General features: G+C 67.8%; 23 protein-coding genes, 1 tRNA gene and 1 pseudogene. 7 read left to right on the top strand and 18 right to left on the bottom strand.

Annotation, left to right across the window (positions count from 1 at the left end):
• Nucleotides 1-277: 277 nt before the first annotated feature.
• From GJV80_RS13300 to GJV80_RS13315, 5 genes are all read right to left on the bottom strand, one after another.
• Nucleotides 278-2,425, bottom strand: a complete 2,148-nt coding sequence (locus GJV80_RS13300; protein ID WP_230207662.1) for an ABC transporter ATP-binding protein — start codon at nt 2,423-2,425, stop codon at nt 278-280.
• A complete protein-coding gene (locus GJV80_RS23960; RefSeq protein ID WP_230207663.1) occupies nt 2,418-2,945 on the bottom strand; it encodes an ABC transporter permease in 528 nt (175 codons plus the stop codon). The genes GJV80_RS13300 and GJV80_RS23960 overlap by 8 nt, the downstream gene beginning before the upstream one ends.
• Nucleotides 2,929-3,348: a hypothetical protein gene (locus tag GJV80_RS23965; RefSeq protein WP_230207665.1), complete on the bottom strand. Its 420-nt coding sequence runs from the start codon at nt 3,346-3,348 to the stop codon at nt 2,929-2,931. The genes GJV80_RS23960 and GJV80_RS23965 overlap by 17 nt, the downstream gene beginning before the upstream one ends.
• A gap of 1 nt (nt 3,349) precedes the next feature.
• Nucleotides 3,350-4,330 (bottom strand): ABC transporter permease, encoded by a 981-nt coding sequence (locus GJV80_RS13310; RefSeq protein ID WP_154688306.1) that lies wholly within the window; start codon nt 4,328-4,330, stop codon nt 3,350-3,352.
• A gap of 208 nt (nt 4,331-4,538) precedes the next feature.
• Nucleotides 4,539-5,132 (bottom strand): hypothetical protein, encoded by a 594-nt coding sequence (locus GJV80_RS13315; RefSeq protein WP_154688307.1) that lies wholly within the window; start codon nt 5,130-5,132, stop codon nt 4,539-4,541.
• A 122-nt stretch (nt 5,133-5,254) separates the two neighbouring features.
• Between GJV80_RS13315 and GJV80_RS13320 the strand changes: the two genes are divergently transcribed.
• Nucleotides 5,255-5,327, top strand: a tRNA-Arg gene (locus GJV80_RS13320).
• 134 nt (nt 5,328-5,461) lie between these two features.
• Here the strand turns inward: GJV80_RS13320 and trxA are convergent.
• The 7 genes and pseudogenes from trxA to GJV80_RS13355 all read right to left on the bottom strand — a co-directional run bounded on the left by trxA (nt 5,462) and on the right by GJV80_RS13355 (nt 11,608).
• Entirely contained in the window at nt 5,462-5,842 is a 381-nt protein-coding gene (gene trxA, locus GJV80_RS13325) for a thioredoxin (RefSeq protein WP_154688308.1), read from the bottom strand.
• 132 nt (nt 5,843-5,974) lie between these two features.
• On the bottom strand, nt 5,975-6,673 hold the full coding sequence (locus GJV80_RS13330; RefSeq protein WP_230207667.1) for a class I SAM-dependent methyltransferase: 699 nt from the start codon (nt 6,671-6,673) through the stop codon (nt 5,975-5,977).
• A gap of 120 nt (nt 6,674-6,793) precedes the next feature.
• Complete coding sequence (locus tag GJV80_RS13335; RefSeq protein WP_154688310.1) at nt 6,794-7,489, bottom strand: metal-dependent transcriptional regulator; 696 nt, start codon at nt 7,487-7,489, stop codon at nt 6,794-6,796.
• Between the two features lie 78 nt (nt 7,490-7,567).
• Nucleotides 7,568-8,413: a class II fructose-bisphosphate aldolase gene (locus GJV80_RS13340; RefSeq protein WP_154688311.1), complete on the bottom strand. Its 846-nt coding sequence runs from the start codon at nt 8,411-8,413 to the stop codon at nt 7,568-7,570.
• Nucleotides 8,410-9,593: pseudogene (gene nagA / locus GJV80_RS13345) on the bottom strand (N-acetylglucosamine-6-phosphate deacetylase). Before nagA ends, GJV80_RS13340 begins: the two are co-directional and overlap by 4 nt.
• Before the next feature lie 55 nt (nt 9,594-9,648).
• On the bottom strand, nt 9,649-10,647 hold the full coding sequence (locus GJV80_RS13350) for an ROK family protein (protein ID WP_154688312.1): 999 nt from the start codon (nt 10,645-10,647) through the stop codon (nt 9,649-9,651).
• A 55-nt stretch (nt 10,648-10,702) separates the two neighbouring features.
• Nucleotides 10,703-11,608, bottom strand: a complete 906-nt coding sequence (locus GJV80_RS13355) for an SIS domain-containing protein (protein ID WP_230207668.1) — start codon at nt 11,606-11,608, stop codon at nt 10,703-10,705.
• Nucleotides 11,609-11,703: 95 nt separating this feature from the next.
• On the opposite strand from GJV80_RS13355, the gene GJV80_RS13360 reads away from it, so the two are divergent.
• Both GJV80_RS13360 and GJV80_RS13365 read left to right on the top strand, forming a co-directional pair.
• Entirely contained in the window at nt 11,704-12,474 is a 771-nt protein-coding gene (locus tag GJV80_RS13360) for a DeoR/GlpR family DNA-binding transcription regulator (RefSeq protein ID WP_154688314.1), read from the top strand.
• Between the two features lie 1,073 nt (nt 12,475-13,547).
• Nucleotides 13,548-14,207, top strand: coding sequence for an acVLRF1 family peptidyl-tRNA hydrolase (locus GJV80_RS13365; RefSeq protein WP_154688315.1), 660 nt, complete (start codon nt 13,548-13,550; stop codon nt 14,205-14,207).
• Nucleotides 14,208-14,252: 45 nt separating this feature from the next.
• Here GJV80_RS13365 and pdxH read toward each other — a convergent pair whose 3' ends face one another.
• Nucleotides 14,253-14,906, bottom strand: a complete 654-nt coding sequence (gene pdxH, locus GJV80_RS13370) for a pyridoxamine 5'-phosphate oxidase (protein ID WP_154688316.1) — start codon at nt 14,904-14,906, stop codon at nt 14,253-14,255.
• Between the two features lie 37 nt (nt 14,907-14,943).
• On the opposite strand from pdxH, the gene serC reads away from it, so the two are divergent.
• Nucleotides 14,944-16,068 (top strand): phosphoserine transaminase, encoded by a 1,125-nt coding sequence (gene serC / locus GJV80_RS13375; protein WP_230207669.1) that lies wholly within the window; start codon nt 14,944-14,946, stop codon nt 16,066-16,068.
• Here serC and GJV80_RS13380 read toward each other — a convergent pair.
• On the bottom strand, nt 16,035-17,069 hold the full coding sequence (locus GJV80_RS13380) for a hypothetical protein (RefSeq protein WP_154688318.1): 1,035 nt from the start codon (nt 17,067-17,069) through the stop codon (nt 16,035-16,037). The genes serC and GJV80_RS13380 overlap by 34 nt on opposite strands.
• Before the next feature lie 312 nt (nt 17,070-17,381).
• Between GJV80_RS13380 and GJV80_RS23225 the strand changes: the two genes are divergently transcribed.
• Both GJV80_RS23225 and GJV80_RS13385 read left to right on the top strand, forming a co-directional pair.
• Nucleotides 17,382-18,044, top strand: a complete 663-nt coding sequence (locus tag GJV80_RS23225) for a hypothetical protein (protein ID WP_195908918.1) — start codon at nt 17,382-17,384, stop codon at nt 18,042-18,044.
• 35 nt (nt 18,045-18,079) lie between these two features.
• Complete coding sequence (locus tag GJV80_RS13385) at nt 18,080-19,246, top strand: serine hydrolase (protein WP_195908919.1); 1,167 nt, start codon at nt 18,080-18,082, stop codon at nt 19,244-19,246.
• Here GJV80_RS13385 and GJV80_RS13390 read toward each other — a convergent pair.
• Nucleotides 19,171-20,832: a threonine/serine exporter ThrE family protein gene (locus GJV80_RS13390; protein WP_154688320.1), complete on the bottom strand. Its 1,662-nt coding sequence runs from the start codon at nt 20,830-20,832 to the stop codon at nt 19,171-19,173. The two genes, GJV80_RS13385 and GJV80_RS13390, sit on opposite strands and share 76 nt — an antisense overlap.
• 20 nt (nt 20,833-20,852) lie before the next feature.
• On the opposite strand from GJV80_RS13390, the gene GJV80_RS13395 reads away from it, so the two are divergent.
• Nucleotides 20,853-22,004, top strand: a complete 1,152-nt coding sequence (locus tag GJV80_RS13395; protein ID WP_154688321.1) for an anhydro-N-acetylmuramic acid kinase — start codon at nt 20,853-20,855, stop codon at nt 22,002-22,004.
• Nucleotides 22,005-22,165: 161 nt separating this feature from the next.
• On the opposite strand, the gene GJV80_RS13400 is transcribed toward GJV80_RS13395, so the two are convergent.
• Genes GJV80_RS13400 through GJV80_RS23975 form a run of 3 tightly spaced genes read right to left on the bottom strand, consistent with a single transcriptional unit; the run spans nt 22,166 to nt 26,224 of the window.
• On the bottom strand, nt 22,166-23,062 hold the full coding sequence (locus GJV80_RS13400; protein WP_154688322.1) for an aminoglycoside phosphotransferase family protein: 897 nt from the start codon (nt 23,060-23,062) through the stop codon (nt 22,166-22,168).
• On the bottom strand, nt 23,059-24,375 hold the full coding sequence (locus tag GJV80_RS23970; RefSeq protein WP_230207670.1) for a glycoside hydrolase domain-containing protein: 1,317 nt from the start codon (nt 24,373-24,375) through the stop codon (nt 23,059-23,061). The genes GJV80_RS13400 and GJV80_RS23970 overlap by 4 nt, the downstream gene beginning before the upstream one ends.
• The gene (locus tag GJV80_RS23975; RefSeq protein ID WP_230207671.1) at nt 24,275-26,224 is read right to left on the bottom strand and encodes a glycoside hydrolase domain-containing protein; all 1,950 of its coding nucleotides are present in this window, start codon (nt 26,222-26,224) and stop codon (nt 24,275-24,277) included. Before GJV80_RS23975 ends, GJV80_RS23970 begins: the two co-directional genes overlap by 101 nt.
• Nucleotides 26,225-26,362: the final 138 nt, after the last annotated feature.

Below are 26,362 nucleotides of genomic sequence, written 5' to 3' on the forward strand. Positions count from 1 at the left end.
GCCGACCCCAACGTCAGCGTTCCGCCTTGCTTGACCTGGTCGTACGGCAGCTTGGTGTAGTCGGTGGTCGGCAGACCAGCCGATGCGGTGCTGCCGACGGACGGCTGGTTGGACGCCTTTTGGTTGCCCGGACTCGCCGACCCGCTACAGGCCGCGGCAGACAGCGCCAACAGTGCAGCGGTAGCTGCAAGCGTTGCCTTTCTTGCTTTCATAGATGTTCCCTTTCTGATGGTGGCCCGCCTCGCGGCCGAACCGAAATCGTGGGTAGCCATCACGATCAACCGGTGACCAGCTGATGTTGATCGGTGTGATGACAAGCGACCGAGGAGCCGCCTGCGTCGTGCAGCTGGGGGTCTTCTGCGCGACAACGCTTCTGCCGGTCCTCGTCGACCAGCTGGTACAGCGGGCACCGGCCCGCGAACCGACACCCGGTGAAGTCCTCCACCGGGCTCGGAAGATCACCTTCGAGAAGGATCCGCCGACGATTCCGCTCGACCTCAGGGTCGGGAATCGGCACCGCCGACATCAGCGCCTTGGTGTAGGGATGCTTCGGCTCGGCGAAGATGTTCGCCGCCTCGCCGTACTCGACGATCCGACCCAGGTACATCACGGCCAACTTGTCCGCGACCTGACGCACCACGGCAAGATCATGGGCGACGAAGAGGTAGGACAGCGACAGCCGTTCCCGCAGATCCTCCAGCAGATTGATCACGCCGGCCTGGATGGAGACATCCAGGGCGGAGACCGGCTCGTCCAGGACGAGAATCTTCGGGTCCGTCGTCAGCGCCCGAGCGATCTCGATGCGCTGCCGCTGGCCACCGGAGAACTCGTGCGGATACCGAGACGCCGTCATCGGGTCGAGGCCGACGAGTTCGAGCATCTCGGCGACCTTCTTCTCCTTCTCGCGCTCGGGCACTTTGTGCACCCGCATCGGTTCGGCGACGATGTCGTAGACGGTGAAGCGCGGATCGATGGCGGCCATCGGATCCTGGAAGACGACCTGGATCTCCTTGCGCATCGCAATCTTGCCCGAGCGGCTCAACTCGCTGACTGCGGTTCCGTTGATCAGGATCCGGCCGGACTGGGGCTTGGCGAGCTCGAGCACCTCCATCACGGTGGTGGATTTGCCGCAACCCGATTCCCCGACCAGGCCGAGCACCTCACCGGGCGCCAGTTCGAAGCTGACCCCGTCGACGGCCTTGACTGTGCCGACCCTGCGCCGGAACACCGCGCCCTTGGTCAGCGGGAAGTGCCGGACCAGGTTCTCCACCCTGATCACCGGCTCGGCACCACGGGACCGCTTGATCTCCTGAGCCTCCGGCCTGGGGAAGATCTCTGAGATGGGCAACCGGCCGGCAGCGATCTCATCGGAGCGGATGCATGCCGCCAACTGCTGGTCGCTGCGTCCGCCGGGGACCGGCGCAAGCTCGGGCTCGATCTCCCCGCACCGGTCGATCGCCGCCGGGCAACGGGGCTCGAAGGGACAACCCGGAGGCAGGTTCGCCAACGACGGCGGGTTGCCTTCGAGCGGGACCAGTCGCTGGGTGCCGGCGGTCTGCATGTTGGGTACCGAACGCAACAGCCCAGCCGTATACGGCATGGCGGGCCGGTAGAAGATGTCGTCGATGTTGCCGGTCTCGACCAGCTTGCCGGCGTACATCACCGCGACCCGGTCGGCATTGCCGGCGACCACGCCAAGGTCGTGGGTGATCAACACCACCGCGGCACCGGTGATCTCGCGGGCCTTCTGCAACACCTCGAGGATCTGCGCCTGGATGGTGACATCCAGCGCTGTGGTCGGCTCGTCGGCGATGATCAGGTTCGGGTCGTTGGCGATCGCGATGGCGATCATCACGCGTTGCCGCATACCGCCGGAGAACTCGTGCGGGAAGGACGTCATCCGTCGCTCCGGCGACGGGATGCCGACGATCCGCAGCAACTCGATCGCCCGGGCGTTCGCGGCGCGGTCGGTCAGCCCACGGTCGTGCAGCTTCAGACCCTCGGTCAGCTGCCAGCCGATGTTGTAGACCGGCGTCAGCGCCGACAGCGGGTCCTGGAAGATCATCGCGATCTCCCGGCCGCGCAGGCGGGACATCGCGACATCGTCCTTGGCGAGCAGATCCTGGCCGCGGAACCGGATGCTTCCCGAGATCCTCGCCGACGACGGCAGCAGACCGATGACGGCCATCGAGGACACCGACTTGCCCGACCCCGACTCGCCGACGATGCTCAGGAATTCGCCCTGCCGTACCTGGTAGTTGATGCCGCGGACCGCGTGCACCACCCCACCCGGCTGGTTGGGCGCCGGAAAGTCGACGGAAAGATTCTCGACCTCGAGCAGCGGCGCACCGGCCTTCGGGTCGGACAGGTCGGCGGGTGTGCCCTTGACGAATGGACTTGTCGGGGTTGTGGTCAGGTCAGTCACGTGCGGCTCCGGAGGTCGGGTCGAGGGCGTCGCGGAAGGCCTCACCGACCAGACTCACGCCGAACAGGAGTACGACAAGCACGACAGCCGGCGACAGGAACATCCACGGCTGGGTGGTGGCTGCCTGGGTGTTGTTGGCCAGCAGGGTGCCGATCGAGGTGGCCGGCGGCTGGATGCCGAAGCCGAAGTAGGACAGGGCCGTCTCGCTCAGCACCGCCGCAACCACGCCGAGAGTGGCGTCGATGATCAGCAGTGAGGCCATGTTGGGAATGATGTGCCGACGGATGATCTCCGATGTGCTGATGCCCATGTAACGAGCTGCCCGGACGAAGTCCCGCTGGCGCAGCGACCGTGCCTGACCCCGGACGACCTGGCCCATCACCATCCAACCGAAACCTGCGATGCCGATGATCAGGCCGACCGTCACGAAATGCTTCAACGCAGGAGTGACCATGATCAGGATGAAGAACGACGGGATCACCAGGAGCAGATTGATCACCCAGCTAATCACCGCATCCACCCGACCGCCCAGATAGCCGGCGAAGGGACCCGACGATCGCCGCGATCAGCGTCGCGGCGGGCCCGGCGGTCAGACCGATGATCAGTGAGGTGCGCAGACCGGCCATCACCAGGGCGTACATGTCGTTGCCGACCGCGTCAGTCCCCAGCCAGTGCAGCGCAGTGGGCGGCGATGCGGTGTTGAAAAGGTCCTGCTGGTTGACCTTCCAGGGGTAGAGGAAGGGGCCGAACACTGCCCACAGGATCAACAGCCCGACGATCGCGGTGCCGATCCAGAATCGCGGGCTGCGGCGCATCCGCAGCCAGATCAGCAGGCCGCGACTGGCCCTCCGCCGTCGTTCGGCCGGGACCTCTTCCGGTGCGGTCAGGTCCAGGCCGACGTCGTCAATCGGTTGGCTTGTCATCTCACACCCTCACCCTCGGATCGAGAGCCGCATACAGGATCTCCGACAGTGTCGACGCCAGCAGGATCAACACCGCGACGTAGCAGACCGAGCCGGCCGCACCGTTGATGTCGTGCTGGGTGATCGAGGTCAGCGCGAGTTCGCCCATGCCGTGCCAGCTGAACACCGTCTCCAGGAAGGTCGAGCCCGTGACCAGCAGACCGAAGTTGTAGGCGAAGAACGTCGACATCGGGATCAGTGCCACCCGGACGCCGTGCCGGATCATCGCCGACCCGCGTCGGCGTCCCTTGGACCGGGCAGTGCGGATGAAGTCGCTGGACAGCACGTCGAGCATCACGCTGCGCTGGTAGCGTGAGTAACTCGCGGCACCGGTCATCACCAGGGCGATCGTCGGCAGCACGAGGTGGCTGATCCGGTCCAACACCACCGGACCGAAGCCGCTGAGTCCCGGGGTGTACTGACCGGTGAAACTGATCAGCTGATGGCCGATCGCGGCGTTGAACCGGGTCGCGACGATCATCAACAACACGCCCAGCACGAACGCCGGGGTGGACAGCACCAGGAAGGAGAGCGTGGTGACGACCTGGTCGCTGAGCCGGTACTGCCGGACCGCACCCCACACACCGAGCACAACGCCGAGGAATGCTCCGACGATGGTGCCGACCAGCAGCAATTGCAGGCTGATTCCGGAGCGAGTGATGATCGAATTCACCACCGGCTGATTGTTGTACAGCATTCCGAAATCGCCGTGCATGACGATATTGCCGAACCAGGTGATCGCCCGTTTCACCACCGGCACATTCGGATCCTGGCCGAGGCCGGCAAGGATGTTGTGGATCGAGTTCGGGCTCATCGGTGGGTTTCGACCCTGGTAACGGGCGGCCGGATTCAGGGTGTAGCTGGCAAGAATGTACGTCAGCAGCGTCGCGATGACGGTCAGGATCAGATAGTTGATGAACCGCCGGACGAGATATGCGAGCACGCTGGTAGCTCAGCCTTTCGAACTGTCGCCGCTACGCGAGCACGGCAAATCCACCTGACGATTCATTCGACGTACTATCCTTTCAATTCCCGACAACCCGCGTCATGCCCGATACGACACTGGGCCACGGTGGGCGAATCCGTTGGACCCCAGACTCCGCCCACAATCCGACGTATCGTATCTCGCGATCCCCAATCCAGACCACTTGTTACCCAACTGCAACCCGGACCAGGATCAGTACCACCAGAACCGCACCGGGTAGCCAGTTCCAGGTCCTGCGTGCAACCGTCTCCTCGCCCTGGGGATGGGCTCGCTGCCATTCCCGCTCGCGATGCTCGACCGCGAGTTCGGTCACCGATCTCAGATCGGCGTTGGCCGACCCGGCCATCCCGGGAGGGGCGAACGAACCGCGGTTCCGGCCCATCACCGAGGACAACGCCGGACGCTGTTTGCGTACACCCGGCGCGCCCCACGAGGTGGCCTTGCCCATCCGGTCTCCCTCCAACCGGAACTCGGCCTGCATCGTCCCACCGACCTTCCAGCTCTGCAGGCTGCCGAACGGGATGTGGTAGGTGCGGATGAGGTTGATCATGGTCAGACCCTCGTCGCGGACGATCAGCCGCGGGCGGAAGAACACCAACCAGCCGGCCAGCGACACGGCCGCGACGACGAGCACGTCGCGCAGGATGTAGCTCGGAGTGCCCCGCAGGATCCCGTCGACCAGCGCGACGGCGCAGAACACCCAGACGGCTACCGCTACGACGACGTTGCCGCCGCTGCGTAGAGTGACCGGTCCGGGCATACCGAGAAATGTAGCCGCCGGAAGGCGGTGCTCCCACATCCAGGATCCGGCACCGCTCGGCGGGGGCTGAGGACCCGCCAAGTTGTGACAAGATAGGCCGCGCCCGGCCCGCGGGACTCCGGGCCCTCGTAGCTCAGGGGATAGAGCAACCGCCTCCTAAGCGGTAGGTCGTGCGTTCGAATCGCACCGAGGGCGCTGACAAGGCAAACGAAGCGGGCACAAGCACCGACAACAAAGGGACCGGCCCGAAGGCCGGTCCCTTTTGTCTACCCTGCTATGCCAGCCCAAGCTTCGTCTTCCCAGCGTGGGCCTACTGCTCAGGCTTCAGATCAGCTGGCCGCCTCGTCCTCGGCCTTCATCTTGGCCACCTGCGCGTGCACCTCTTCCATGTCGAGGTTCTTCACGGCGGTGACAACCTCTTCCAGCGACTTCGCCGGGAGTGCACCTGCCTGGTTGAAGACCAGCACGCCCTCGCGGAATGCCATCAGTGTCGGGATGCCCTGAATGCCGAGTGCGCCGGCCAACTGCTGGTTGGCGTCGGTGTCCAGCTTCGCGTGTACGACGTCGCCGTGGTTCTCCGACGACTTGTCGAACACCGGAGCGAACATCTTGCACGGACCACACCAGTCCGCCCAGAAGTCGACAAGGACGATGTCGTTCTCGGCAATCGTCTTCTCGAAGGTGTCGGCGGTGATCTCGACCGTTGCCATATCAGCTCCTCATGACGTTCTGTCTGACGTCTCGTGTAACGCCGTCGGACTCTGCAACGTCGACGGCGACCGCTTCTATTCCTGTACCCGTCACCGCCGTTCGAACGCTTTGCGCGATGCTCTTCGGTCCGGTTATTTGATCGCGACGACCCGTCGCATCGGGATCGCCAACTCGACCGGGCCGCGCACCGCGATCCGGTCCTCCAGGTGTTCGATCGCCGATTCCACCCGTGACCACCGGGTCTCGGGCAGGTAGAGCGCCTTCATGACCGTCTCGGCATCGGTTCGCGATGTCACCCAGAATCCGTACCGCTCGCGGGCGTCCTCCACCCGACGGAGACCCACCTGTTCCAGGCTCCGCCGGAAGCCGGCGATCTCCACCGCACCGGGGAACTGCGGCTTGGCGCGCAGTCGGGCGGTGATCCGCCCCAGCACCCGCAGATCCCGGGGTGCGATGCCCCGCAGAGCCGGCGCGATCGCGGCCAACACTCCGCCCGGCTTGAGCACCCGGGCGACCTCGGACAACACCTCGGACAGTTCAGGAACGACGACGAGTCCCAAGGAGGCGGTCACGGCGTCGACCGAGGCGTCGGCGAACGGCAGTCTGCGGATGTCGCCGCGCACCCACGGGCCGGGACCTCGTGCCGCAGCGACCGTCAGCTCAGCGGCCGAGAGGTCGATCCCGATCACGGTGCGGCCCGGCGCGGCAAGTTCGCGGGACACTGCACCGGATCCGCAGGCCAGGTCGAGCACCGTGCGCACCCGGGTCGGGATCGCCCGGGCGAGCCACCGGTACGGGGTGGTGTCCCCGGACGCTGCCTGGGACAACACGGCCTCGACCGCACCGGGACGTTTGTCGTGGAATTCGGCCAGGTAGGACGCCCAGCCTTCGGCATCGTCGTCGAAGCTGGGGGTCGGTCGTCTGACTGGTTCACGGCGCCGCGGCAGGGATCAGATCTTGCTGACGAACAGATGGACGGCGGCCGTTCGATCCAGATCGCACCGAGTCCCGTTATCCAGATTGAGCCGTACGCCCATGCCGCCGGGCCCGGCCTCGACCTCGCAGCCAGGCGTCATCCCGGCGGCGCGCAGATCCGCCATCAGCTCGACGTCCTTCTGCAGTTCCTCGCCGATCCGTACCAATCTCACCCGCACGGTCCCCGTCGCAGCGTCGACGACGTCGACCAGGGGCTCGTTCCCGGTCCGGAAGCCGTCGACCGCAGGGGCCACGCCCAGCTCGGACAGGCCGGGGATCGGATTACCGTAGGGCGAGTCGGTCGGTGCCTGCAACAGTTTGACCAGGTGCTCCTCGACCTCCTCGGAGATCACGTGCTCCCAGCGGCAGGCCTCGTCGTGCACCAGTTCCCATTCCAGGCCGATCACATCGGTGAGCAGTCGCTCGGCGAGTCGATGTTTACGCATCACCCGGGTCGCCCGCTGCCGGCCGAGTTCGCTCAGCTCGAGGTGACGGTCGCCCTCGACGTGCAGCAGCCCGTCACGTTCCATCCGGGCGACGGTCTGGGAGACGGTCGGACCGCTGTGATGCAGCCGCTCGGCGATCCGCGCTCGAAGCGGCACGATGCCTTCTTCCTCAAGTTCGTAGATGGTCTTGAGGTACATCTCAGTGGTGTCGATCAGATCCCGCACGTCGTCTCCCCTACCTCCGCTGTTCGCGTCCGACCCCGACGGACCACCACGAGACCCGGAATCTGGAACGATGCAAGATTAGTCGATCGGGCGGTTGGTCAGCACCCCCAGCAGCCGGGCAACCTCGGCGGCCACCGCGTCCCGGGCCGGGCCGAGATACTTTCGGCTGTCCGCCAACGCTGGATCGGCCGTCAGCAGGTCGCGGATCACCCCGGTGAAAACGACGTTGAGATGGGTGGCGATGTTGACCTTGGTCATCCCGGCGGCGACCGCCCGGGCGATCTCGGCGTCCGGAACGCCGGACGAACCGTGCAGCACCAGGGGTACGTCGACCGTCTCCCGGAGCGCGCTGATCAAGTCGAGATCGAGCTTGGCTGTCCGGGTGGTCATCGCATGGGACGAGCCCACCGCGACGGCGAGCGCGTCGACACCGGTCGCCGCGGCGAACCGGGCAGCCTCGGCCGGGTCGGTCCGGGCACCGGGTGCATGGACGCCGTCCTTGCCGCCGACCTCGCCGAGCTCCGCCTCGACATCCAACCCGGCGGCATGGCAGCGGTCCACCACGGCTGCGGTTGCGGCGACGTTGGCGTCGTAATCGAGTCGGGACGCGTCGTACATCACCGATCCGAAGCCGAGTCCGATGGCCCGGTCGACCAGTTCGTCGTCCGTCGCATGATCGAGGTGTACGACAACGGGAACGGTGGCGGACCGGGCGATGGAGAGCGTGGCCAGGCCGATCGGTTCCAGCGCCCGGTGGTACTTCACGGCGTTCTCCGAGATCTGCAGAACCACCGGTGTCCCGGCCTGCTCGGCGCCGGCGACATGGGCCTCGGCGTGTTCCAAGCTGAACACGTTGAAGGCACCGACGCCGCGCCGCTGCTCGGCGGCGGGGGCCAGGAGATCGGTCAGTCGGGCGAGTGTCACGCAACCCCCTGGTGCTGGTCGTCCTGCCACTGGCCGGCGTACATCAGGCGCCGCAGGTTGCCCTGATCGTCGACGACGGCGATGTCGGCCCGGCGTCCGGGTGCGATGGCACCGACCTCGGTCAGTCCGTGCCTGACCGCCGGGCTGGTCGCGGCCATCGCTGCGACATCGGGCACCGAGAGCCCGACCTCCTGGACGCAGAAGGCGAAGGCGCCGCCATCGTCAGCGTTGATCCGGCGATGGAGCCCTGGCTGCCGTCGGCGGTCTGCAGCCGGGCAACTCCGTCGGCCACGGTCACCTGCAGCCCGCCCAGCGTGTAGTCGCCGTCAGCCATGCCGGTGGCGATCATTGCGTCGGTGATCAAGGCGACGCGGTCGATCCCCGCGGCGTCGATCGCCATCCTGATCACCTCGGGGTGCAGATGGACGCCGTCACAGATCAGTTCGACCAGGACGCGATCGTCGGTGAGCAGCACCGGCACCGGACCGGGCTGGCGGTGGTGGATCGCGGGCATGCCGTTGAAGAGGTGGGTGGCGACGCCGGCGCCGGCGTCCAGCGCGGATCGGGTCGACCGATCATCACCCTCGGTGTGACCGACGGCCACGGACACCCCGGCCGAGCTGAAGCGGGCGATCGCGTCGGGTGCTCCGGGCAGCTCCGGAGCAATGGTGATCATGGACAGTCTGCCGTCGGCCGCGGACAGCAATCGGTCCACGGCATCCGGATCCGGGTCGCGGAGCAGGTCCGGATCGTGCGCACCGCGTTTTCCGTACGAGAGAAAGGGACCCTCGAGGTGGATCCCGGCGAGTTCGCCGCTGTCGACCAGCGGCGCCAGGCAGCGAAGCTGATCTTCCAGGACCTCCAGCGGCGCGGTGACCAGGCTGGCGTACAGGCTGGTGGTGCCGCTGCGGCGGGCGAAGTCGATCACCGACCGGGCCGCGTCGACGTCGGTCGTTGCAAGATCGAACCCGCCGCCTCCGTGGGTATGCGTGTCGACGAAACCGGGCACGACCCAGCCGTCGATCACCTCGATCGGCGCATGCTCGCCGAGCGCGAACTGATCCTCCGGATCGAACGACCGGACGGCAGTGATCCGCTCGGAGTCGATGATCACCATCGCATCCAGCAGCACACCGGTCGGGGTGACGAGATGACTGCACCTCAGCCGTCGGGTCGACATCGGCGCTCCTTCCTCCCGGAGGTGACGGTGATCAAGGTCCTTGCACCGTGACGGGTCACTGCCGCTCGGCCGCGACGCTACGCCAGCCGAGCAGGCCCGCGCCGACCAGACCGGCGTGGCTGCCGAAGGAGGAGGTGATCAACCGCGGACGTCGCTGGAAGGTGAGCCGGCGGTCGAATTCGGATTCGATGATCGGCAGCAGCAGATCCGAGGCGCCGGACAGTCCGCCGCCGATCACGATCGCCTCCGGTCCGAGCAGGGTCAGGGCGATCACGAAGGCCTCGGACAGTGCCGTACCGGCGATCTCGAAAGCACCGAGGGCTTCGGGATTGGCGTTGCGGGCCTTGTCGGCAATCTGTTCTGCGGTGATCACTTCGGAGGTCGGCCCGGCCAGTCGCTTGTAGTTGCGCACTACGCCGGCCGCTCCGGCGACGATCTCCAGACAACCGGTCTGACCGCAGGCGCAGCGTTGATCACCGGCGGACGGCACGCGGATGTGGCCGAGTTCCCCGGCATAACCGTCGGCCTCGAGAAGACGACCGTCGACCACCACGGCTGCCGCGATGCCGGTGCCCAGCGGAACGAAGAGCAGGTTGTTCAATCGGCGGCCCGCGCCGAGCCGCCATTCGGCCAACCCACCGGTCCGGACGTCGTGACCGATGCCTCCGGGAAGTCCCAGCCGGGCGGCCAGCGGGCCGGCCAACTCGATGTTCGACCAACCGATGTTGGCAGCCGAGACAACCACGCCGGCTTCGGCGTCGACGATGCCCGGGACCACCACTCCGAAGCCGACCGTACGAACTCCGATGGCTTCGGCCTCGGCCGCCGCGAAAGCGCTGATCTCCTCACCCAGCCAGTCGACGGTGCCCGCACCGCCGTCGCCGTCGGTGCGCGCCGTCAGCCGCGTCGGGATCCGGGTCTCGGCGCGGACCGAGCCGTCCGGAGTGATCAGTCCGAGTTTGGTGAACGTGCCGCCGAGATCGACGGCCGCCACCAACTCCTGGGCATCGGCGTCCGCTGCGGATTCGTCGCCGGTGTCCATGCCGGTCTCCATGCCTGGTTCCACGTCTTGCACTGCTCCCCCGGTCACCTGTTCGTCGAGTCCCGGATCAGGACAGCACGACCGATCGGGTGAGATTCCGCGGCTGGTCGGGATCGCCGCCCAATTGCAGGGCGCGGGCGACGGCGACGCGCTGGGCCAGCACAAGATCGACCAGCGGATCACAATCATGGTCGACGAATCCGGCGCCGGTCTCGGCGACCTGGTCGGCCAGCCCGGCCGGGGCATCGCCGAACATCCAGGTCAGCCGGCCGGGCTGGGCGATGCTGATCGGGCCGTGACGGTACTCCATCGCCGAATAGGACTCGGCCCAACTGGACGACGTCTCGCGAAACTTCAATGCGGCCTCGTTGGCGACGCCGATCGTCCAGCCCGTGCCGAGGAAGCTGATCTGCTCGGCGGTGACCTGTTCTGCCGGCAGTTCGGCGGTGGTCGCCTCCCGGCAGGCCTCGAGAATGCCGTCCGGGACCAGCCCGTACGCCTGCCGGAACAACATCATCGCCGTGGTGGCGAACCGGGTCTGCACCACCGATTGCTCGTCGGCGAAGGACAGATCGATCAGCTCATCGGAGGCCTCGGCAACCGGGGTGTCCGGGACGGCGGTCAGGGTGACCGTCGGGATCTTTCCGCTCACCGCGGTCAGCAGGTCGATGACCTCGGTGGTCGTACCGGACCGGGTGATGGCCACGATCCGGTCGTACGAGCGGTGGATCGGCGTCTCGGTGGCTGTGAACGCGTCGGACTCCCCGAGTCCGGAGGATTCCCGCCAGGCAGCGATCACCTGGCTGACGAACCAGGATGTGCCGCAGCCGACGAACGCGACTCGCTCGCCCGGTCTGGGCAGCTGATCGGCCAGCTTGCCGGCCAGGTCGATGCCCTGGGACCACACGTCGGGCTGGGAGGCGATTTCTGCGGTGACGAACGATCCTGGCGCCGACTGGGAAGAGGTGCCCACAACGTCCTCCAGTTGTCTGAATTGTGCTTGTTTGATAGCCAAACAAGCAGATATGAACATATCATGCTGAAAACGTGTGGGCGAGAGTAGGCGCGATGACGAGAGCGGAACGATTGACCGCCCTGCTCGAACGGCTTGTGGAGCAAGGACGGATCGACGTCGAGCAGTCGGCGCACTTCTTCGGCGTCTCCGCAGCCACCATCCGCCGGGACCTGGACCACCTGGCCGACCAGCAACTGCTGTCACGGACCCATGGCGGCGCCGTACCGAACTCCACCAGTTATGACCTGCCGCTGCGGTACAAGTCCAGCAATCGGGCAGAGGCGAAGAACCGGATCGCCGAACGCGCCGTGCAGATGCTCTGGCCGGGCTGCACGGTGGCGATGAACGGCGGGACCACCACGGTGGAGATCGCGCGGGCGATCCCCACCTCTGCACCGCTGCACAACGGGGTCACCATCGTCACCAACGCGTTGAACATCGCCACCGAGCTGACTGTCCGCCCGTTCATCAAGATCGTCGTCTGCGGCGGGGTCGCCCGGCCGCAGAGCTATGAGCTGGTCGGATCGCTGGCCTCGGAGACGCTCAGCCAGTTGAACCCCGACATCTGCTTCCTCGGCGCCACAGGGATCGAGGCCGACGCCGGGGTGACCACCGACGACGAGGACGAGTCGGCGATCAACCGGATCATGGTCACCCGGGCCAAGAACGCGGTCGTCGTCGCGGATGCCTCCAAGTTCGGTGAGGTGGGTTTCTCCCGGATCTGTCATCTGTCGGAGGTGACGACTGTGCTGACCGACGCCGACGCCGATCCCGAGCACGTCGCCCGGGTCCGGGACCGCGGCGTCAATGTGATCGTCTGCTGAGGGGCGACGCCCGGACGGACCACGCGCTCCTGCATCAATCGCTCGTACGCTCCGCACCACTTCCTCGTACGCGCACCACACCGCGGTCCCGCACTACTTCTTCCTACGCGCCGCACCACCTCTTCCTACGCGCCGCACCACTTCCTCGTACGCGCACCACTTTTCTCGTACGCGCGCACCATTTCTTCGTACGCGCACCACGACTGCCTGGTACGCGCACCACTTCTTCGTACGCGCCGCACCACTTCCTCGTACGCGCACCACATCCTCGTTCCCGCAGCAGCAACTCGACGGCGCACCCGCTGCAGCCGGTGCGAGCCCGACCAACTGGTGCGAGCCCGAGCAACTGGTGCGGGACCGACCAACTGGTGCGGGACGGCGGCACGGCGGCTCGAGGGCGCGCCGCCACCACCGGCCCCGTACCGGATCATGCCGACGCCGACCAGGGGCGGCCGATCCCCGAGGGTTGCCGCACCGGCTCCTCGTTCCCGCTACACCAACTCGACGGCGCACCCGCTGCAGCCGGTGCGACGCCGACCAACTGGTGCGGGGCCGACCAACTGGTGCGAGCCCGAGCAACTGGTGCGGGGCCGACCAACTGGTGCGGGGCCGACCAACTGGTGCGGGACCGACCAACTGGTGCGGTACGGCGGCACGCGGCCGGAGGGCTCGGCGGCTTCGGTGGCAGCGGGCGACACCAAGTGGGAAACGTCGGGAAATCCGTTGACCCTCCCGGAGTCACCGACCTACTGTGGGCAACACACGGAAAGGAGGTGGTCCGAGGAATGAATGACTTACGGACTTGTGAGGTGACGGCTAGCTAGCCGCCTTTGGACTTGATTCAGCTGGTCTGGATCACTGGCCCGAGCGGCCGGCTAATCCAAAGCCAACACCCGAACCCGCGAGCGCCGGACTTGTCCCCCGGCCTTCGGATCTCTCCACCTCCCCGCGAGGCCCGCTCTCCTCAAGTGAGCGGCTGAGACCGATGCCAGCTCGCGGGTTCGCCCATTCCCGGAAGTATGTGGTCAACAGCCACGCCATCCACGCGCCCACCGCCCGCGGAGAGGACTGACGTGAGCGAACCGGCGACGCGCAGGATCGCAATCGCGCGGGAGCGTCTGCCACGGTGGATCACCGGCTTCGCCGAACGACACGGCGCGCCCGAGCCCGAGGTCACCATCGATGGATCCGTCTGCATCCTGCATGCTCCCGATCGCGCGACGGCTCGCATCGCCGTACCGTTCGGCCCGCTGGTCACCGGCGGTCGGGACGATCGGTCGGTGATCGAAGGACTTGTTGATCATGTTCTGACCGACCGGCGGGTCGGTGCGCTGTTGGTCCGGCGCGGCGGCTTCGCCGTCGGGGTCTTCGACGGTACGCGACTGGTCGACTCCAAGGTCGGCTCGTCCTATGTGCAGAGCCGGACCAAGGCCGGCGGCTGGTCCCAGCAGCGGTACGCCCGGCGTCGCGGCAACCAAGCGCGCCAGCTGTACGACCGGGCCGCGGATGCGGCCGCCTCGGTACTCCTGCCGGTCGCTGATGATCTTGAGGCCGTCGCTCGCGGAGGCGACCGGGCGGGCGTCGACGCCGTCCTGGACGACCCGCGGTTCCGGGAGATCACAAAGCTCGTGCTGCCGCGGATCTACCCCACCGAGGATCCCAGACTCCGTGTCCTGGAAGCGTTTCCGGAAGCGTACCTGGCAATCACCATCGAGCTGAACGAACTGGCCTGAGGATCACCCGGCCGGATCACCCCCACGGGTCGGCCGACCTGATGATCATGGCGCCAGCCGACCCATTGTCCAGCCGCTCCCGGAACGGCGGTACCGCAGCCGATCATGCATCCGGCTGGGTTGGCCCTGCCAGAACTCGATCAGGTCCGGGGTGATCCGGTAGCCGCCCCAGTGGTCCGGCCGGGGTACGTCTCCGCCGCGAAAGCGCTCCTCGGCCGCCGCATAGGCGGCCTGCAACTCGGCAAGCGAACCGATCTCGGACGACTGCGCCGACGCCCAAGCACCCAGTTGGGATCCGCGGGGCCGCGTGGCGAAGTAGGCGTCCGATTCATCGGCCGGCACCATCGCGGCCGTCCCTTCGACCCGCACCTGGCGCTGCAGCGGATACCAACCGAACAGCAGCGCGACCGCAGGATTGGCCGCCAGGTCGCGGCCCTTCTGCGAGTCGTAGTTGGTGAAGACGGTGAAGCCGCCGTCGACGATGCCCTTGAGCAGCACCGTCCGGGAACTCGGTCGACCCTCGGCCGAGACCGTCGAGATCACCACCGCCGTGGGTTCCGGCAGCAGTCCACGCTCCCGGGCGGCGAAGGCGTCCTCCAGCCAGGCGTTGAAGAGCTCGTACGGGTCGCCCGGCGCCGTGTCCTCGAGCAGATGGTCGCCCGAGTAGTCGATGCGTTCGGCTGCGAGGTCGTGGCTCATGACGCCAGTCTCCCAGCCAGGTGAAAGAATCTTCCGCGTGACCGCCGACCTCGTCATTCCTGCCGAACTGCTGCCCGCCGACGGCCGCTTCGGATCCGGCCCGTCGAAAATCCGGCCGGAGAGTCTGGACGTGCTGACCGCGGCCGGTCGTACGCTGCTGGGCACCTCGCACCGGCAGGCGCCGGTGAAGAATCTGGTCGGCCGGGTCCGTGCCGGACTTCGTGAGCTGTACGCGCTGCCCGACGGCTATCAGGTCGTCCTCGGCAATGGCGGGTCGACCACCTTCTGGGACATCGCCGTCAGCTCCTTGATCACCCGGCGGAGCGCACACGGAAGTTTCGGCGAGTTCTCGGCCAAGTTCGCCGCGGCCGCCAAGGCGGCACCACACCTGGAGGACCCGGTGCTGACGACCGCACCGATGGGCTCGGTCGCCGTTCCCGAGCCGGTGGACGGCGTCGACCTCTACGCCTGGGCGCACAACGAGACGTCGACGGGTGCGATCGCACCGGTGCGTCGCATCGAGGCCGACGGTCTGACGGTGGTCGATGCCACCTCGGCTGCCGGCGGCGTACCGGTCGACATCAGCCAGACCGACGTGTACTACTTCGCGCCGCAGAAGAACTTCGGATCCGACGGCGGCCTGTGGATCGCCGTGCTGTCGCCCGCCGCGGTGGAGCGCGTCGAGCAGGTCGCGACGTCGGGCCGTTGGATCCCGCCGACCCTGAGCCTCGCCACGGCGATCACCAACTCGGCCAAGGACCAGACCTACAACACCCCGGCGGTCGCCACCCTGGTGCTGCTTGCCGACCAGATCGACTGGCTGAACTGCTCGGGCGGTCTGGGTTTCGCCGGCGCGCGGACAGCCGAGTCATCCAAGCGGCTCTACGCCTGGGCCGAAGCCACCGAGGGGGTGACACCGTTCGTCGCCGACCCGTCGCTGCGTTCGCCGGTGATCGGCACGATCGACTTCGCCGACGACATCGACGCGGGCTGGCTGGCGGCGACTCTACGGGCCAACGGCGTCGTGGACACCGACCCCTATCGCAGTCTGGGTCGCAATCAGTTGCGGATCGGGATGTTCGTCAACGTCGAGCCCGACGACATCACCGCGCTCACCCGCTGCCTGGACTACCTGCTGGAGCGGCGCCCGCGCGCGAAGTAGACGCCCGCGCCCGCGGCGACCGCGACCGCCGCCGCAACCAACAGCGCCGCGACGGTGCCGCTGCGGCTGGTGCCCTGGGTGTCGTTGATGTCGGTCTCCTCGTCCGCGGCGCTGTCTCCGCCGGGATCGGCCGCTGCGGAAGTTTTCGACTCATCCGGCGAGGCCGACGCTCCGGGCGGCGGCGTTGCCCCGGGTGACGGCGCGGAGCCGATCGCGGTCGGGACGGGCAGCGAGTAGACCTTGGAGGCTTTTCCCTCGCTGCCGGCCAGCAGCCGGGTCCCGTCCAGGCTCCCGGTCAGTGATTCGCCCTGCGGTTGGGACGGTGCCGCGGCGCGGGCCACCACCGTGAAACCCTGGTCGGGGTCGAGGACCGAGATGTCGACATAGCTGCGGACCGCGATCCGGCCGTCGGCCAGGAACTGGCCGTCGGTGACGAACGGCGGCGCGTCGCCGACCCGGGTCAGCGTGTTCACGCTGCTGTGGGAGAGATCGCGCGGTGCCTGGTAGATCCCGCCCTTGGCGCCCTTGGTGATCAGATAGAGCTGTCCGGTATCGGAGACCAGCAGCGTCTCGGCGTCATGGGGCCCGTCGGGATAGGCCAGGTCCACCGAGCGGTAGAGCGTCGTGCCGTTGTTCGGCCGCGGATCGGCGAGCAGGTAGACGGTGACGAACGGACGCTTCGCATCGTTGTCGCCGATGTCAGCGATATAGAGGGTGTTGTCGGCGTACTGGACCGCCTCGACATCGACGACCTCGGCGCGGAACCCGATGGTTCCGACGACCTCGCCGGACTGGTCGAGGGCAAAAGCGCGACCGGAATCCCCGGAATCGTTCACCGTCCAGTAGAGATCGGCATCGGTGTCGGTGGCCAGGCCGCTGGACTCGGTGATCCGATCATCGGTGATGGTGAAGGCGACGGTGGCCTCCGCCGCCGCACGCTGGGTCGAACCGATCAGCAGGCACACGGTCAGCAGCGCCAGAACCAGCAGCGACGGAACCATCGGTGACGAGCCCCTTGGCAAGGGGGTGGGCAGACCCGCACGCGTCTGAGGCGGTGCGCCGGTCGGCCGTCGGCTCATCAACCTGCTTCCCCTCACCCGCGGTGGTCACCCTGCTCGCCGCGCCGGAACCCGAGTCCGCACGCTGAGGTGGCAGCGTACAGGCAGCCCGCTCAGAGGAGCTGCAAGACTGCCGCACCGATCACCACCAGGAGCATCAGGATCAACAGGCCGGACACGATCAGGCGACGTGTCCGGGTGTTCATGCCGCGAGCCTATAGCCGTCCCTTGGTCGCTGAAGTTACCGTGGGTCGCATGGGTGAGCTTCGGCTTTACGCCATCGGGGTCGATGAGGTCCGCGACATGTTCGGAGCGCCGGCCGGCCGTGCCGAACAACTGCGCAGCCAGGCGGTCGCGGCGTTGACGCCCGCCCAGAACCCGGCCGACCATCAGGGCCTGTTGTCCCGGCTCGGCCCGATCTTCCGCCGGGTGCCCGGCACGCCGGTCCTCGATCCGGACGACCCGACGCCGGACGACCTGGAGCGGATCCTCACCGGCGCGTACGTCCCGAGGGAACGCAACGTCGCGACCTGGCGGGTGCTGGAGATGTTGATCAAGGAGAACAGCTGGGGCGCGACCGGCGTCGGTCTCACCGGTGAGGAGTTGGACACCTTCGACTTCGCACTCGCCCGCGGCGGCGTGCATGCTGCCGGTGGATTGCGGCACCTGTTGAACACCCCGACCGAGTTGCCGCTGCGACTGCCCTCCGGATTGTCGGTCGGCTTCCACACCGGTGATCAGGCGACCTGGATGGCGGAGTCCTACCGGCAGGCGCTGCCCGAGATCGAGGAGCAGGACCACCGCAATCTGGCCTACGGGCTGGCCAACTGGCTGGACGGCTTCACACCCTGGACGCGGATCGCTGCAGCACAGGGACGACCGGCCCCCGATCTGGTCGGCTTCTGGAGCGCTCCCTGAGCACCCGGCTCGCGCCGTACCGCCGGCTGTCGGCGGTGGCCGCGGCACTGTGCAGCGAAGCCGAACCCGGAACCGAGCCGCCGCCCGGCGCCGTCCTCGGTCTCGCGGTCGGTGATCAACAATGGGTGGTGCCGTACGGCGATGCAGTGCGGACCACCGGGCGGGTCGAACCGTTCCGCGTCGACACCAGGACCGACGCCGGATCGGTGACCAAGATCATCAGCACAACCGCCGCCTGCCTGCGGCTGGTCGACAGCGGCCGCCTCGAACTCGACGCCCGGGCTGCCATGATCATCGACGACCGGTTGCCGGCCGACATCACCGTCGGCGACCTGCTGGAACACCAAGCGGGCCTGTGGGAATGGTGGCCGCTCTACCTGCGCGCCGCAGATCATGATCATGCGCTGAAGCTGGTCACCACGCTGCCTCGACGCTACCGGCGTCGTTCCGGCCGGCATTATTCCGACCTCGGTTTCATGCTGCTCGGCGCGCTGGTCGAGCAGCTCACCGGCCTGCCACTGGACCGGGCCTGTTCCGCCTTGGTCCTCGAGCCGTTCGGACTGGCCGCAACCCGTTACGCCGTACCGGCCGGTGGTGCCGGCGTCGCGGCCAGTTCGAACGGTGATCGGATCGAGCAGACCATGATCGCCACCGGCGACCCCTATCCCATTGACGGCTCGGTGGACTCGTTCACCCGATGGCGGCACCATCTGCTGGTCGGCGAGATCAACGACGGCAACAGCTTCCACGCGTTCGGATCGATCGCCGGACATGCCGGGATCTTCACCACGGCAGGAGATCTGTTGACCTTCGGCCGCATGCTGCTGGATTCGCTGGACGGTCGCGGACCGGTGCGGGCCGCGACCGTCGCCCGCTTCGGCACAGCGGGTGACGATCCGGGGCAGGCATTGGGTTTCCGGATCTGGAACGTGGCCGCCGGCCGAGCGATCGGGCACACCGGCTTTCCGGGCATCGGTTTCGCCGTCCTGCCCGAGCACGACGCGGTTGCGGTGATGATCACCAACCGGTTGCACGTGGCCGGTCGACCGCGCAATCTCGAACGCCTGTGGACAACGGTGCTGGACGCCCTGCCGGGACTGCTGCCGGCGCCGACGGCCGCGCCGCGTCAGGCCGCTGGATCCGTACCGTCGCGTGATCCGGACTCCGTCGATCCGGGTATGTCGGGTTCCGGCATCGTCTGACTGCCGTCGGTCTGCCCCTCGGGTCGCCCGCCATAATGTCCATCGGATCGCCCGTCGGATGCTGCGGCCACCGGAACCAGCGGCAGGCTACCGGTGACGGTCAGCGGATCGTCCGCCTTCAGGTCCGCGCGTGTCGACCGGAGGGTGACGCCGACTCCGACCGCGCGGCGCAGACCCGGTGCCCCCTCGACCCGAAGCAGCCGGCCGAGCCAACCGGCGCCCATCCGCAGCGGTGAGCTGAGGAACTCCCCCATCACGACACCGCTGCCGAGGGCCAGAGCGATCGCCGTCGCCGCCAGCATCTGTCCCAGGCCTTCGTTGAATCGCGACTCGACAGCGGCGAAGACAGCCCGGAAGACGGCGAGACCGGGCAGCAGGGGCGTGATCCCGGCCATCACCGTGACGATGGCCGGAGCCCGGCGCCGGATCGACAGCAGGGTGGCCGCCAGCCCGACCGCGATGGCGGCCAGGCCGCTGGCGAGCACCTGACCGAAGCCGACCAGACCGAAGATCACGATCAGCAGTTGGGCTACGCCCGACGCCAGGCCAGAAGCCGGCAGGAAGCGGAGCGGCGCATAGCAGGCGATCATCAGGCACAGCCCGGCCAGCGCCGCACCGAACACCGAACCGAAGATCGACAGCGGTGTGTCCGGGGTGTGGTACGGCGCCGGCGCGGCGACGTCGACCGTGATGTCGTTGCCGAGCAGCGCGGACAGCTGCAGCACCATCACGATGCCGACGACGATGCCGGCAGTCATGAAGATCACGTCGCCCAGCCGGGCGGCGGCGGTGACCATGTATCCGGTCAGGGCGTCCTGGACGGCGCCGACCAGAGTCAGTCCGGAGAGCAGCACGACGATGCCGGTCGCGATCAGCGTCTCGGGCAGTTGGCCGGTGAACCTCGAGGCCACCACTGCGACCGCGGTGGCGATCGCGGCGCCGGCGGCCTGCAGGAAGAAGAACGGCAGCCGGACGCGGTTGAGCAACCGGCCGACCCGGTCGATCACCGCTGTGGTCGCCGCCGCGAGGCCGCAGGTGATCCAACTGCCGCCGAGCAGCATCGCAACGCCGAGGGCGAAGCCCGCCCAACCGAGGGTGGCCAGCCAACGAGGGTACGGATGGGGCCGGTCGGTCAGCCGGTCCATCGCCTGGTGTGCCTCCTCCGGCGTCACGCCGCCGGTGGTGATCCGGCGGACCAGATCGTCCAACTCGGTCAGCCGGGTGTAGTCGGTGGTCCGGTTGCGTACTGCGCGGACCAGGGTCACCGGATCGGCATCCGGCTCCGGCTGGGCTGACACGATGATTGTTGTGAACGTGATGTCCACCACACAATCGGTCAGTTGGTAGGACTGGGCGACGTCCTGGGCGGTGGCGACAACGTCGGCCGTGCCGGAGCCGGACGACAACATCACCTCGGCCAGTCGGATGGTGAGGTCGAGCACCTGGCGGGTGTATCGGTCCGACAAGCCGGAGTGGGAGCGACGGCGCCGCTGTCCCGCGGTGCTGGCGGGCTCCCGCGGGCCACGCAGCCCCATCCGGAGCCCGCGACGCAGGCTCGGGCTGATCCGGCGGCGGTTGTCTGCCATGGCCTGGCCAGAATAGTGCGATGAGCATCCGGATCGCCGGAATGATGAGCGGCACCTCCTATGACGCCGTCGACGTCGCCGTCGCGGAATTCACCCAGGACGGGGTCGTCCTGCAGTGTCGCCCGGTCGGCATGGTGAGCGCGCCGCTCTCACCGGCGATGCGGTCCGCCATCGCCGCGCTGCTGCCGCCGAACACCACCGACATCGGCGCGGTCTGCCGGCTGGACACCGAGCTCGGCCGGCTGTTCGGCCGAGCGGCCGCCGGGGCGGTCGGCGAACTCGGTCCCGTGGACCTCGTGGTGTCCCACGGGCAGACCGTCTTTCACTGGGTCGAGGACCGGGCGGCGCTCGGCACGCTGCAACTCGGCAGCCCGGCCTGGATCGCCGAGGCGACCGGGACGCCGGTGCTGTCCGATCTCCGAACTCGCGACATCGCCCGCGGCGGGCAGGGTGCACCGTTGGCCGCGATCCTCGATTCGATGCTGGTGCTCTCCGACCGGGTACGCCGCGGTTCACTCAACCTGGGCGGCATCGCCAACATCACCGTCGCCGACCCGGACCTGGTCGCGTACGACCTCGGTCCGGCCAGCGCCCTGATGGACCTGGCGGTCAGCCGGGCGACCGGCGGCGCCGAACGGATGGACACCGACGGTCGCCGGGCGGAACGCGGTGAGATCGACCGCGACCTGTTGGACCGGCTGCTGGCCGAGCCGTACTACCGGTTGCCGCCCCCGAAGTCGACCGGCAAGGAGCTCTTCGACGCCGACTATCTCGACCGGATGGTTGCGGGCCGCCCGATCGGACTCGACGATCTCGTCGCCACGCTGACCGAGCTGACCGCGCAGTTGGTTGCCCGGGCGTGTCGGCAACATCGGCTGGCCGAACTCGTCGTGGCCGGCGGCGGCGTCGCGAATCCGACGCTGATGGCGCGCATCGAGGCTCTCGCCGGGATCCCGATGCGATCGATCGACGAGTTCGGGCTGCCCGCCCAGGCCAAGGAGGCGTACCTGATGACATTGGTCGGCTACCTCAGCTGGCACGGACTGCCGGGAACGCTGGCCTCGGCGACCGGTGCGTCATCGGTGCTGGGGTCGATCACTCCCGGTCGAGACCCGCTGCGTCTCCCGGAGACGACCCACCCCATGCCCGAGCGCCTGGTGATCATCTCCTGACCTCAACCGGCACAACGGGCTCCGACCCGCCACCGATCCGGCATCGCCCCCTTGCCGCACCAGCTGCTGCATCCCGCACCGTGTACACCCGGTGCGGGACGCAATAACCGGTGCGGGGACGCGGGTGGCAGCGGCGCCCGGGGACGACCGGCTGCTGACGGTCAGGGGACCATCGCCTTGGCGATCACGATCGACATGGTGATCCAGTCGTCATCGGCGGGCTTGCCGCTGCGGAGGGCGTACATCACGTTGCTGAGTTCGCGGACGATCACCCAGTCGCGTACCCGGTCCTCGTCGAGTCCGGCGGCGTCGACGACGGTGAACAACCGGTCGAGGATCGCGCCGCGAAGATCATGGGTGGCCACCGCCTCCGCCCAGCGGTTCCACAGCAGCGGGGCCACCTCGTAGGCGGGATCACCGGACAGCGGCTTGGGATCGATCACCAGCCACGGTTCACGCTCGGCGGCCAGCACGTTGTCGAAGTGCAGGTCGGTGTGGATCAATCGACCATCGGTGTTCGGATCGTCGGCGAAGCTGCGGGCCAGCGAATGCGCGTGATCGGCCAGCCGGCGTGGCACGGCGGGATGATCACGCAGTCCCGCCAGCCCGCCCGCCACCTTGCCGATGACGTCGGAGAGCCTGCGCAGTTGGGGAATCGCCCGCCGGTGCAGCCGCGGATAGAGACCTGCGACGATCTCGCACGCTTCGCCGATGCCGGGTCGGTTCAGGTCCCGGGTGTGGTCGGCCCGCTCCAGCAGCATCGCCCACCGGCGGGGGTCGGCACGGTAGAGCCGGACCGCGCCGTTGCCGCCCCACGCCCGCAGGGCCAGATGCTCGTGTTCGGCCTCCCAATGCGGGACGGTGACCTTGAGTGCAGCCGGGCGCCGGTCCCCGTCCCGGACCGGAAGGACGTACGCCGCCGCCCCGGCCATCGGCTCACCGTCCGGTGTCAACCGCCACTCCTCGAGCAGCCCGTTGACCAAGCCGGGCAGCCGCGGGAGCCAGTCGTCCCAGTCCTGCGTGCCCGCTCCGGCGAGCAGCCGGCCGGGAATCCTCACGCCAACAACTCGATTTCGGCCAACGCGGCTCCGCTGTCTGCAGCGATGCCGGTCAGCCGATAGTGGGTCGCCGCTCGGGGACGGTCGATCTTGAACGGCCGCGTCTGGCGGCGCCAATCGAACGACTCGCCGCTGCGCTCGTCCAGTACGAACCACTCCCGTGCGTCCAGCGAACCTTCCAACCGCCAGCCGGTCGGATCGGCAGGGCCTGCGCCGGAGGTGAGGGTGTAGAACGCAGGCGTCGCCGGTTCGTCGAGCGCCCAGGCGATCGGCTCGCCGGTCAACGCGAACTCGGTCCGCGAGTCGTCGTCGAAGAGTGCAGCCGCCGGCCCGTCCGGGACAACGCACAGGTCGAGCAGCGGAACCGCGGCTTCCCCGGGCGAGGTGATCGACGGCGCCGGCTCGGCGGTTCCCCAGTCCGACGGTTCCGGGCTCAGCTCGTAATGCAGGCGGCCACCGACAAGATCAGCATGGCTGATCGACGGCGCCGTGATCGGCTGGTCGTTGATCATGGCCGACCGCAGGTAGACGTTGTCCGGTCCGGTGTTGCTCGCCGTGATCATGAACGGCTTGCCGCCGGCCGGTGTCACCCGTGCTTCAGCGAACAACGGCGAGCCGATCGCGTACTCGGCTGATCCCACCCGCAGCGGATATAGGCCGAGTGCGCTGAACAGGTACCAGGCCGACATCTCACCGTTGTCCTCGTCGCCGGGATAGCCCTGACCAATCTGCTCGCCGACGAAGAGCCGCTGCAACACCTCACGGACGACGGCCTGGGTCTTCTGTGGTGCCCCCGCGGAGTTGTAGAGGTACGCGATGTGGTGGGCCGGCTGGTTGCTGAACCCGTACTGCCCCATCCGGATCGCCCGCGCCTCGAGCATCTCGTGGATGACGGTGGAGTAGGTGCCCTTCTTGTCCGCCCGCTCCGGGGTGGCGAAGAAGGCGTCAAGCTTCTCCTCCAGCGCCGCCGGACCGCCGTAGAGCGCCGCCAGCCCGGCACCGTCGTGCGGCACATGGAAGGCGAAGTTCCAGCCGTCGGTCTCGGTGAAGTCGCCGCCCCATTCGCACGGATCGAAATCCTCGGGCGTCTTGGCGAAGGTGCCGTCCGCTCTGCGGCCCTGGAAGAAGTCGATCTTCGGATCGAAGAGCAGCAGATAGTTGCGGCTGCGCCGGAGCAGGTATTCCGACTCCTCGGCGAGACGTCGGCGAAGATCATCGGGCGTCTCCGGTGCCGCCGCCAGCGCGGCTGCCTGGTTGGCCAGGCCGAAGTCGTTGATGTAGCCCTCCAGCGCCCAGGAGACGCTCTCCTCCACCTCGGTGCTGACGTAGCCGCGGAAGATGCCGTCCGCCGCCCCCCTTGCGGCCGACGGCCGGGTTGTCGGGGGTCACTGTGGCGTTACGGAGTCCGGCGAAGTAGGTGCCCAACGGGTCGGGCAGCGGCGCTCCCTTCAGATAGGCGTCGGCGAACGCGACGTCGGAACTGGTACCGGTCATCAGGTCCGCATAGCCGGGTGAGGACCAGCGGGCGACCCAGCCGCCGTCCCGGAACTGCTGGACGAAGCCGTCGACCAGTTCGGCGGCCAGCGTCGGGTAGAACAGCGCGTACGCCGGCCAGGCTGTGCGGTAGGTGTCCCAGAAGCCGTTGTTCACATAGATCTTTCCGGATCTGATCACGGCGTTGGTGTGATCATCATCGGCCTCCCCCTCGGTGGGGAGCACCGGGCTGGCGTACCGATACTCCGGTTGGCCGGCGGTGCCGACATTCTCGAACTGGGAGTTGGGATACAGGTTGAGCCGGTAGAGGCAGCCGTAGAGGGTGCGCAGTTGGGGCGGGGTGGCGTCGGCGACGGTGATCACCGAGAGCCGTTCGTTCCAGCTCCGGTTCGCCCGTTCCCGGATCGCGTCGAACCCGTGACCGGCAAGTTCCGGCTCGAGGTTGCGCCGGGCCTGGTCGGTACCGATGAAGGAGGTTGCCAGGCGCAGGACGACCTGGCTCGTGCCCGGGTCAAAGGTGGCGGCCCGAGTGTTGACCCGGCCGCCGACGGTCGGCCCGAACCTGGACGGTTCGACGTCGAAGGTGCCGTAGCAGTACATCCGGGCGCGGCCGAAGGGTGAGCCGTTCTCGACCCAGCCGGTGAGTGCCCCGTCGGCGTAGCGGAAGCTGCCGTTCTCGTCGATGGTGTCGATGACCACGTGCCGGCCGGGTGATCCGGCGGCAAAGGTGAACCGGAAGATCGCGCCGTGATCGGTCGGTGCCACCTCCGCGCAGTGATCCCCGGCCAACCGCACCTGATAGACATCGGGCCGAGCGATCTCGTCATCATGACTGAACGCCAGCGCGCGTTCCGCGGGGTCACCGATCGGTTGCGCCGCCGCGACCGGCATGAAGATCAACTGGTCCCGGTCGCCCATCCACGGACTCGGTTGGTGGGAGAAGGCGATGCCCTGCAGCTCCGGACGGTTGTCGGCGTTGTTGGCCCGGTGGTATTCGTATGGCCAGCGGTGGGTGACCGCATCGGTCACCGGCGTCAGGAAGTTGAAGCCGTTGGGCCAGGCCGTGATCGGTAGGTTGTTGCCGCGGGAGAAGCCGCCGCTGGCATTGGTGCCGCGACGGGTGTCGACATAGGCGCAGCGGTCGGTTCCGTCAGGCTCTGCCGGTGCCGGCCCGAGTTCGAGAACATCGACCCAACCACGATATTCGTTGCCCAGTGCCGATTCCGGCGGTTCGACGCGAATCAGCACCTGCTCGATCGTCCTGCCCGCCGCGACGTCCAGCGCCACCTGGACGTCGTTCCACTGGTCGGCGTAGCTGATCTTGGACCGACCGCGCCCCGCGGCGTCGGCGGGCATTCCGTACTGGTCGGTGGTGTCGAGATCAAAGAGCCGGGTACCGTCACTGAATCGCAGATCGACGGCTGCGTAGGTCGCGGTGTAGGTCAGCTCGGGATCCAGTTCGGGGTAGATCGCGTAGCGCAGCCGGTCCCCGGGCGCAACGGTCCGTCCGATCAGGTCGTCGACGGCGATCGGCTCGGACCCACCGCCTGAACCGCGGTAGCCGAATGCTGTCGGACTGATGAATCCGGCACCGTCCCTGCTCGTCGCTCCGCCAATCGGTCCGCCGACGTCGATGATCACAGCCGACAGTCTTCCGTACCGATGCACCGACCGAACCTTGGCCCTGTTGGCCCGGTTCCGGCGCGGGAGGAGATCGTGGGCCGCAGTTGGCCGACGTCGGCGATTGACACCCGGCCGCGTTGTGCAGCAGGTTTGGTCCCGAGACAGCTCCGCTCAACCGTGAGG

Origin of the sequence: Microlunatus sp. Gsoil 973 (assembly GCF_009707365.1) — a bacterium.
Classification (GTDB): domain Bacteria; phylum Actinomycetota; class Actinomycetes; order Propionibacteriales; family Propionibacteriaceae; genus Microlunatus.

What these genes read in the sequence shown, in the direction of transcription:
- GJV80_RS23965 (WP_230207665.1), bottom strand. Translation starts at nt 3,348, where the DNA reads ATGACAAGCCAACCGATTGACGACGTCGGCCTGGACCTGACCGCACCG.
- GJV80_RS13315 (WP_154688307.1), bottom strand. Translation starts at nt 5,132, where the DNA reads ATGCCCGGACCGGTCACTCTACGCAGCGGCGGCAACGTCGTCGTAGCG.
- trxA (WP_154688308.1), bottom strand. Translation starts at nt 5,842, where the DNA reads ATGGCAACGGTCGAGATCACCGCCGACACCTTCGAGAAGACGATTGCC.
- GJV80_RS13350 (WP_154688312.1), bottom strand. Translation starts at nt 10,647, where the DNA reads ATGGAGACCGGCATGGACACCGGCGACGAATCCGCAGCGGACGCCGAT.
- GJV80_RS13360 (WP_154688314.1), top strand. Translation starts at nt 11,704, where the DNA reads ATGACGAGAGCGGAACGATTGACCGCCCTGCTCGAACGGCTTGTGGAG.
- pdxH (WP_154688316.1), bottom strand. Translation starts at nt 14,906, where the DNA reads ATGAGCCACGACCTCGCAGCCGAACGCATCGACTACTCGGGCGACCAT.
- GJV80_RS13380 (WP_154688318.1), bottom strand. Translation starts at nt 17,069, where the DNA reads ATGGTTCCGTCGCTGCTGGTTCTGGCGCTGCTGACCGTGTGCCTGCTG.
- GJV80_RS23225 (WP_195908918.1), top strand. Translation starts at nt 17,382, where the DNA reads ATGGGTGAGCTTCGGCTTTACGCCATCGGGGTCGATGAGGTCCGCGAC.
- GJV80_RS13390 (WP_154688320.1), bottom strand. Translation starts at nt 20,832, where the DNA reads ATGGCAGACAACCGCCGCCGGATCAGCCCGAGCCTGCGTCGCGGGCTC.
- GJV80_RS13395 (WP_154688321.1), top strand. Translation starts at nt 20,853, where the DNA reads ATGAGCATCCGGATCGCCGGAATGATGAGCGGCACCTCCTATGACGCC.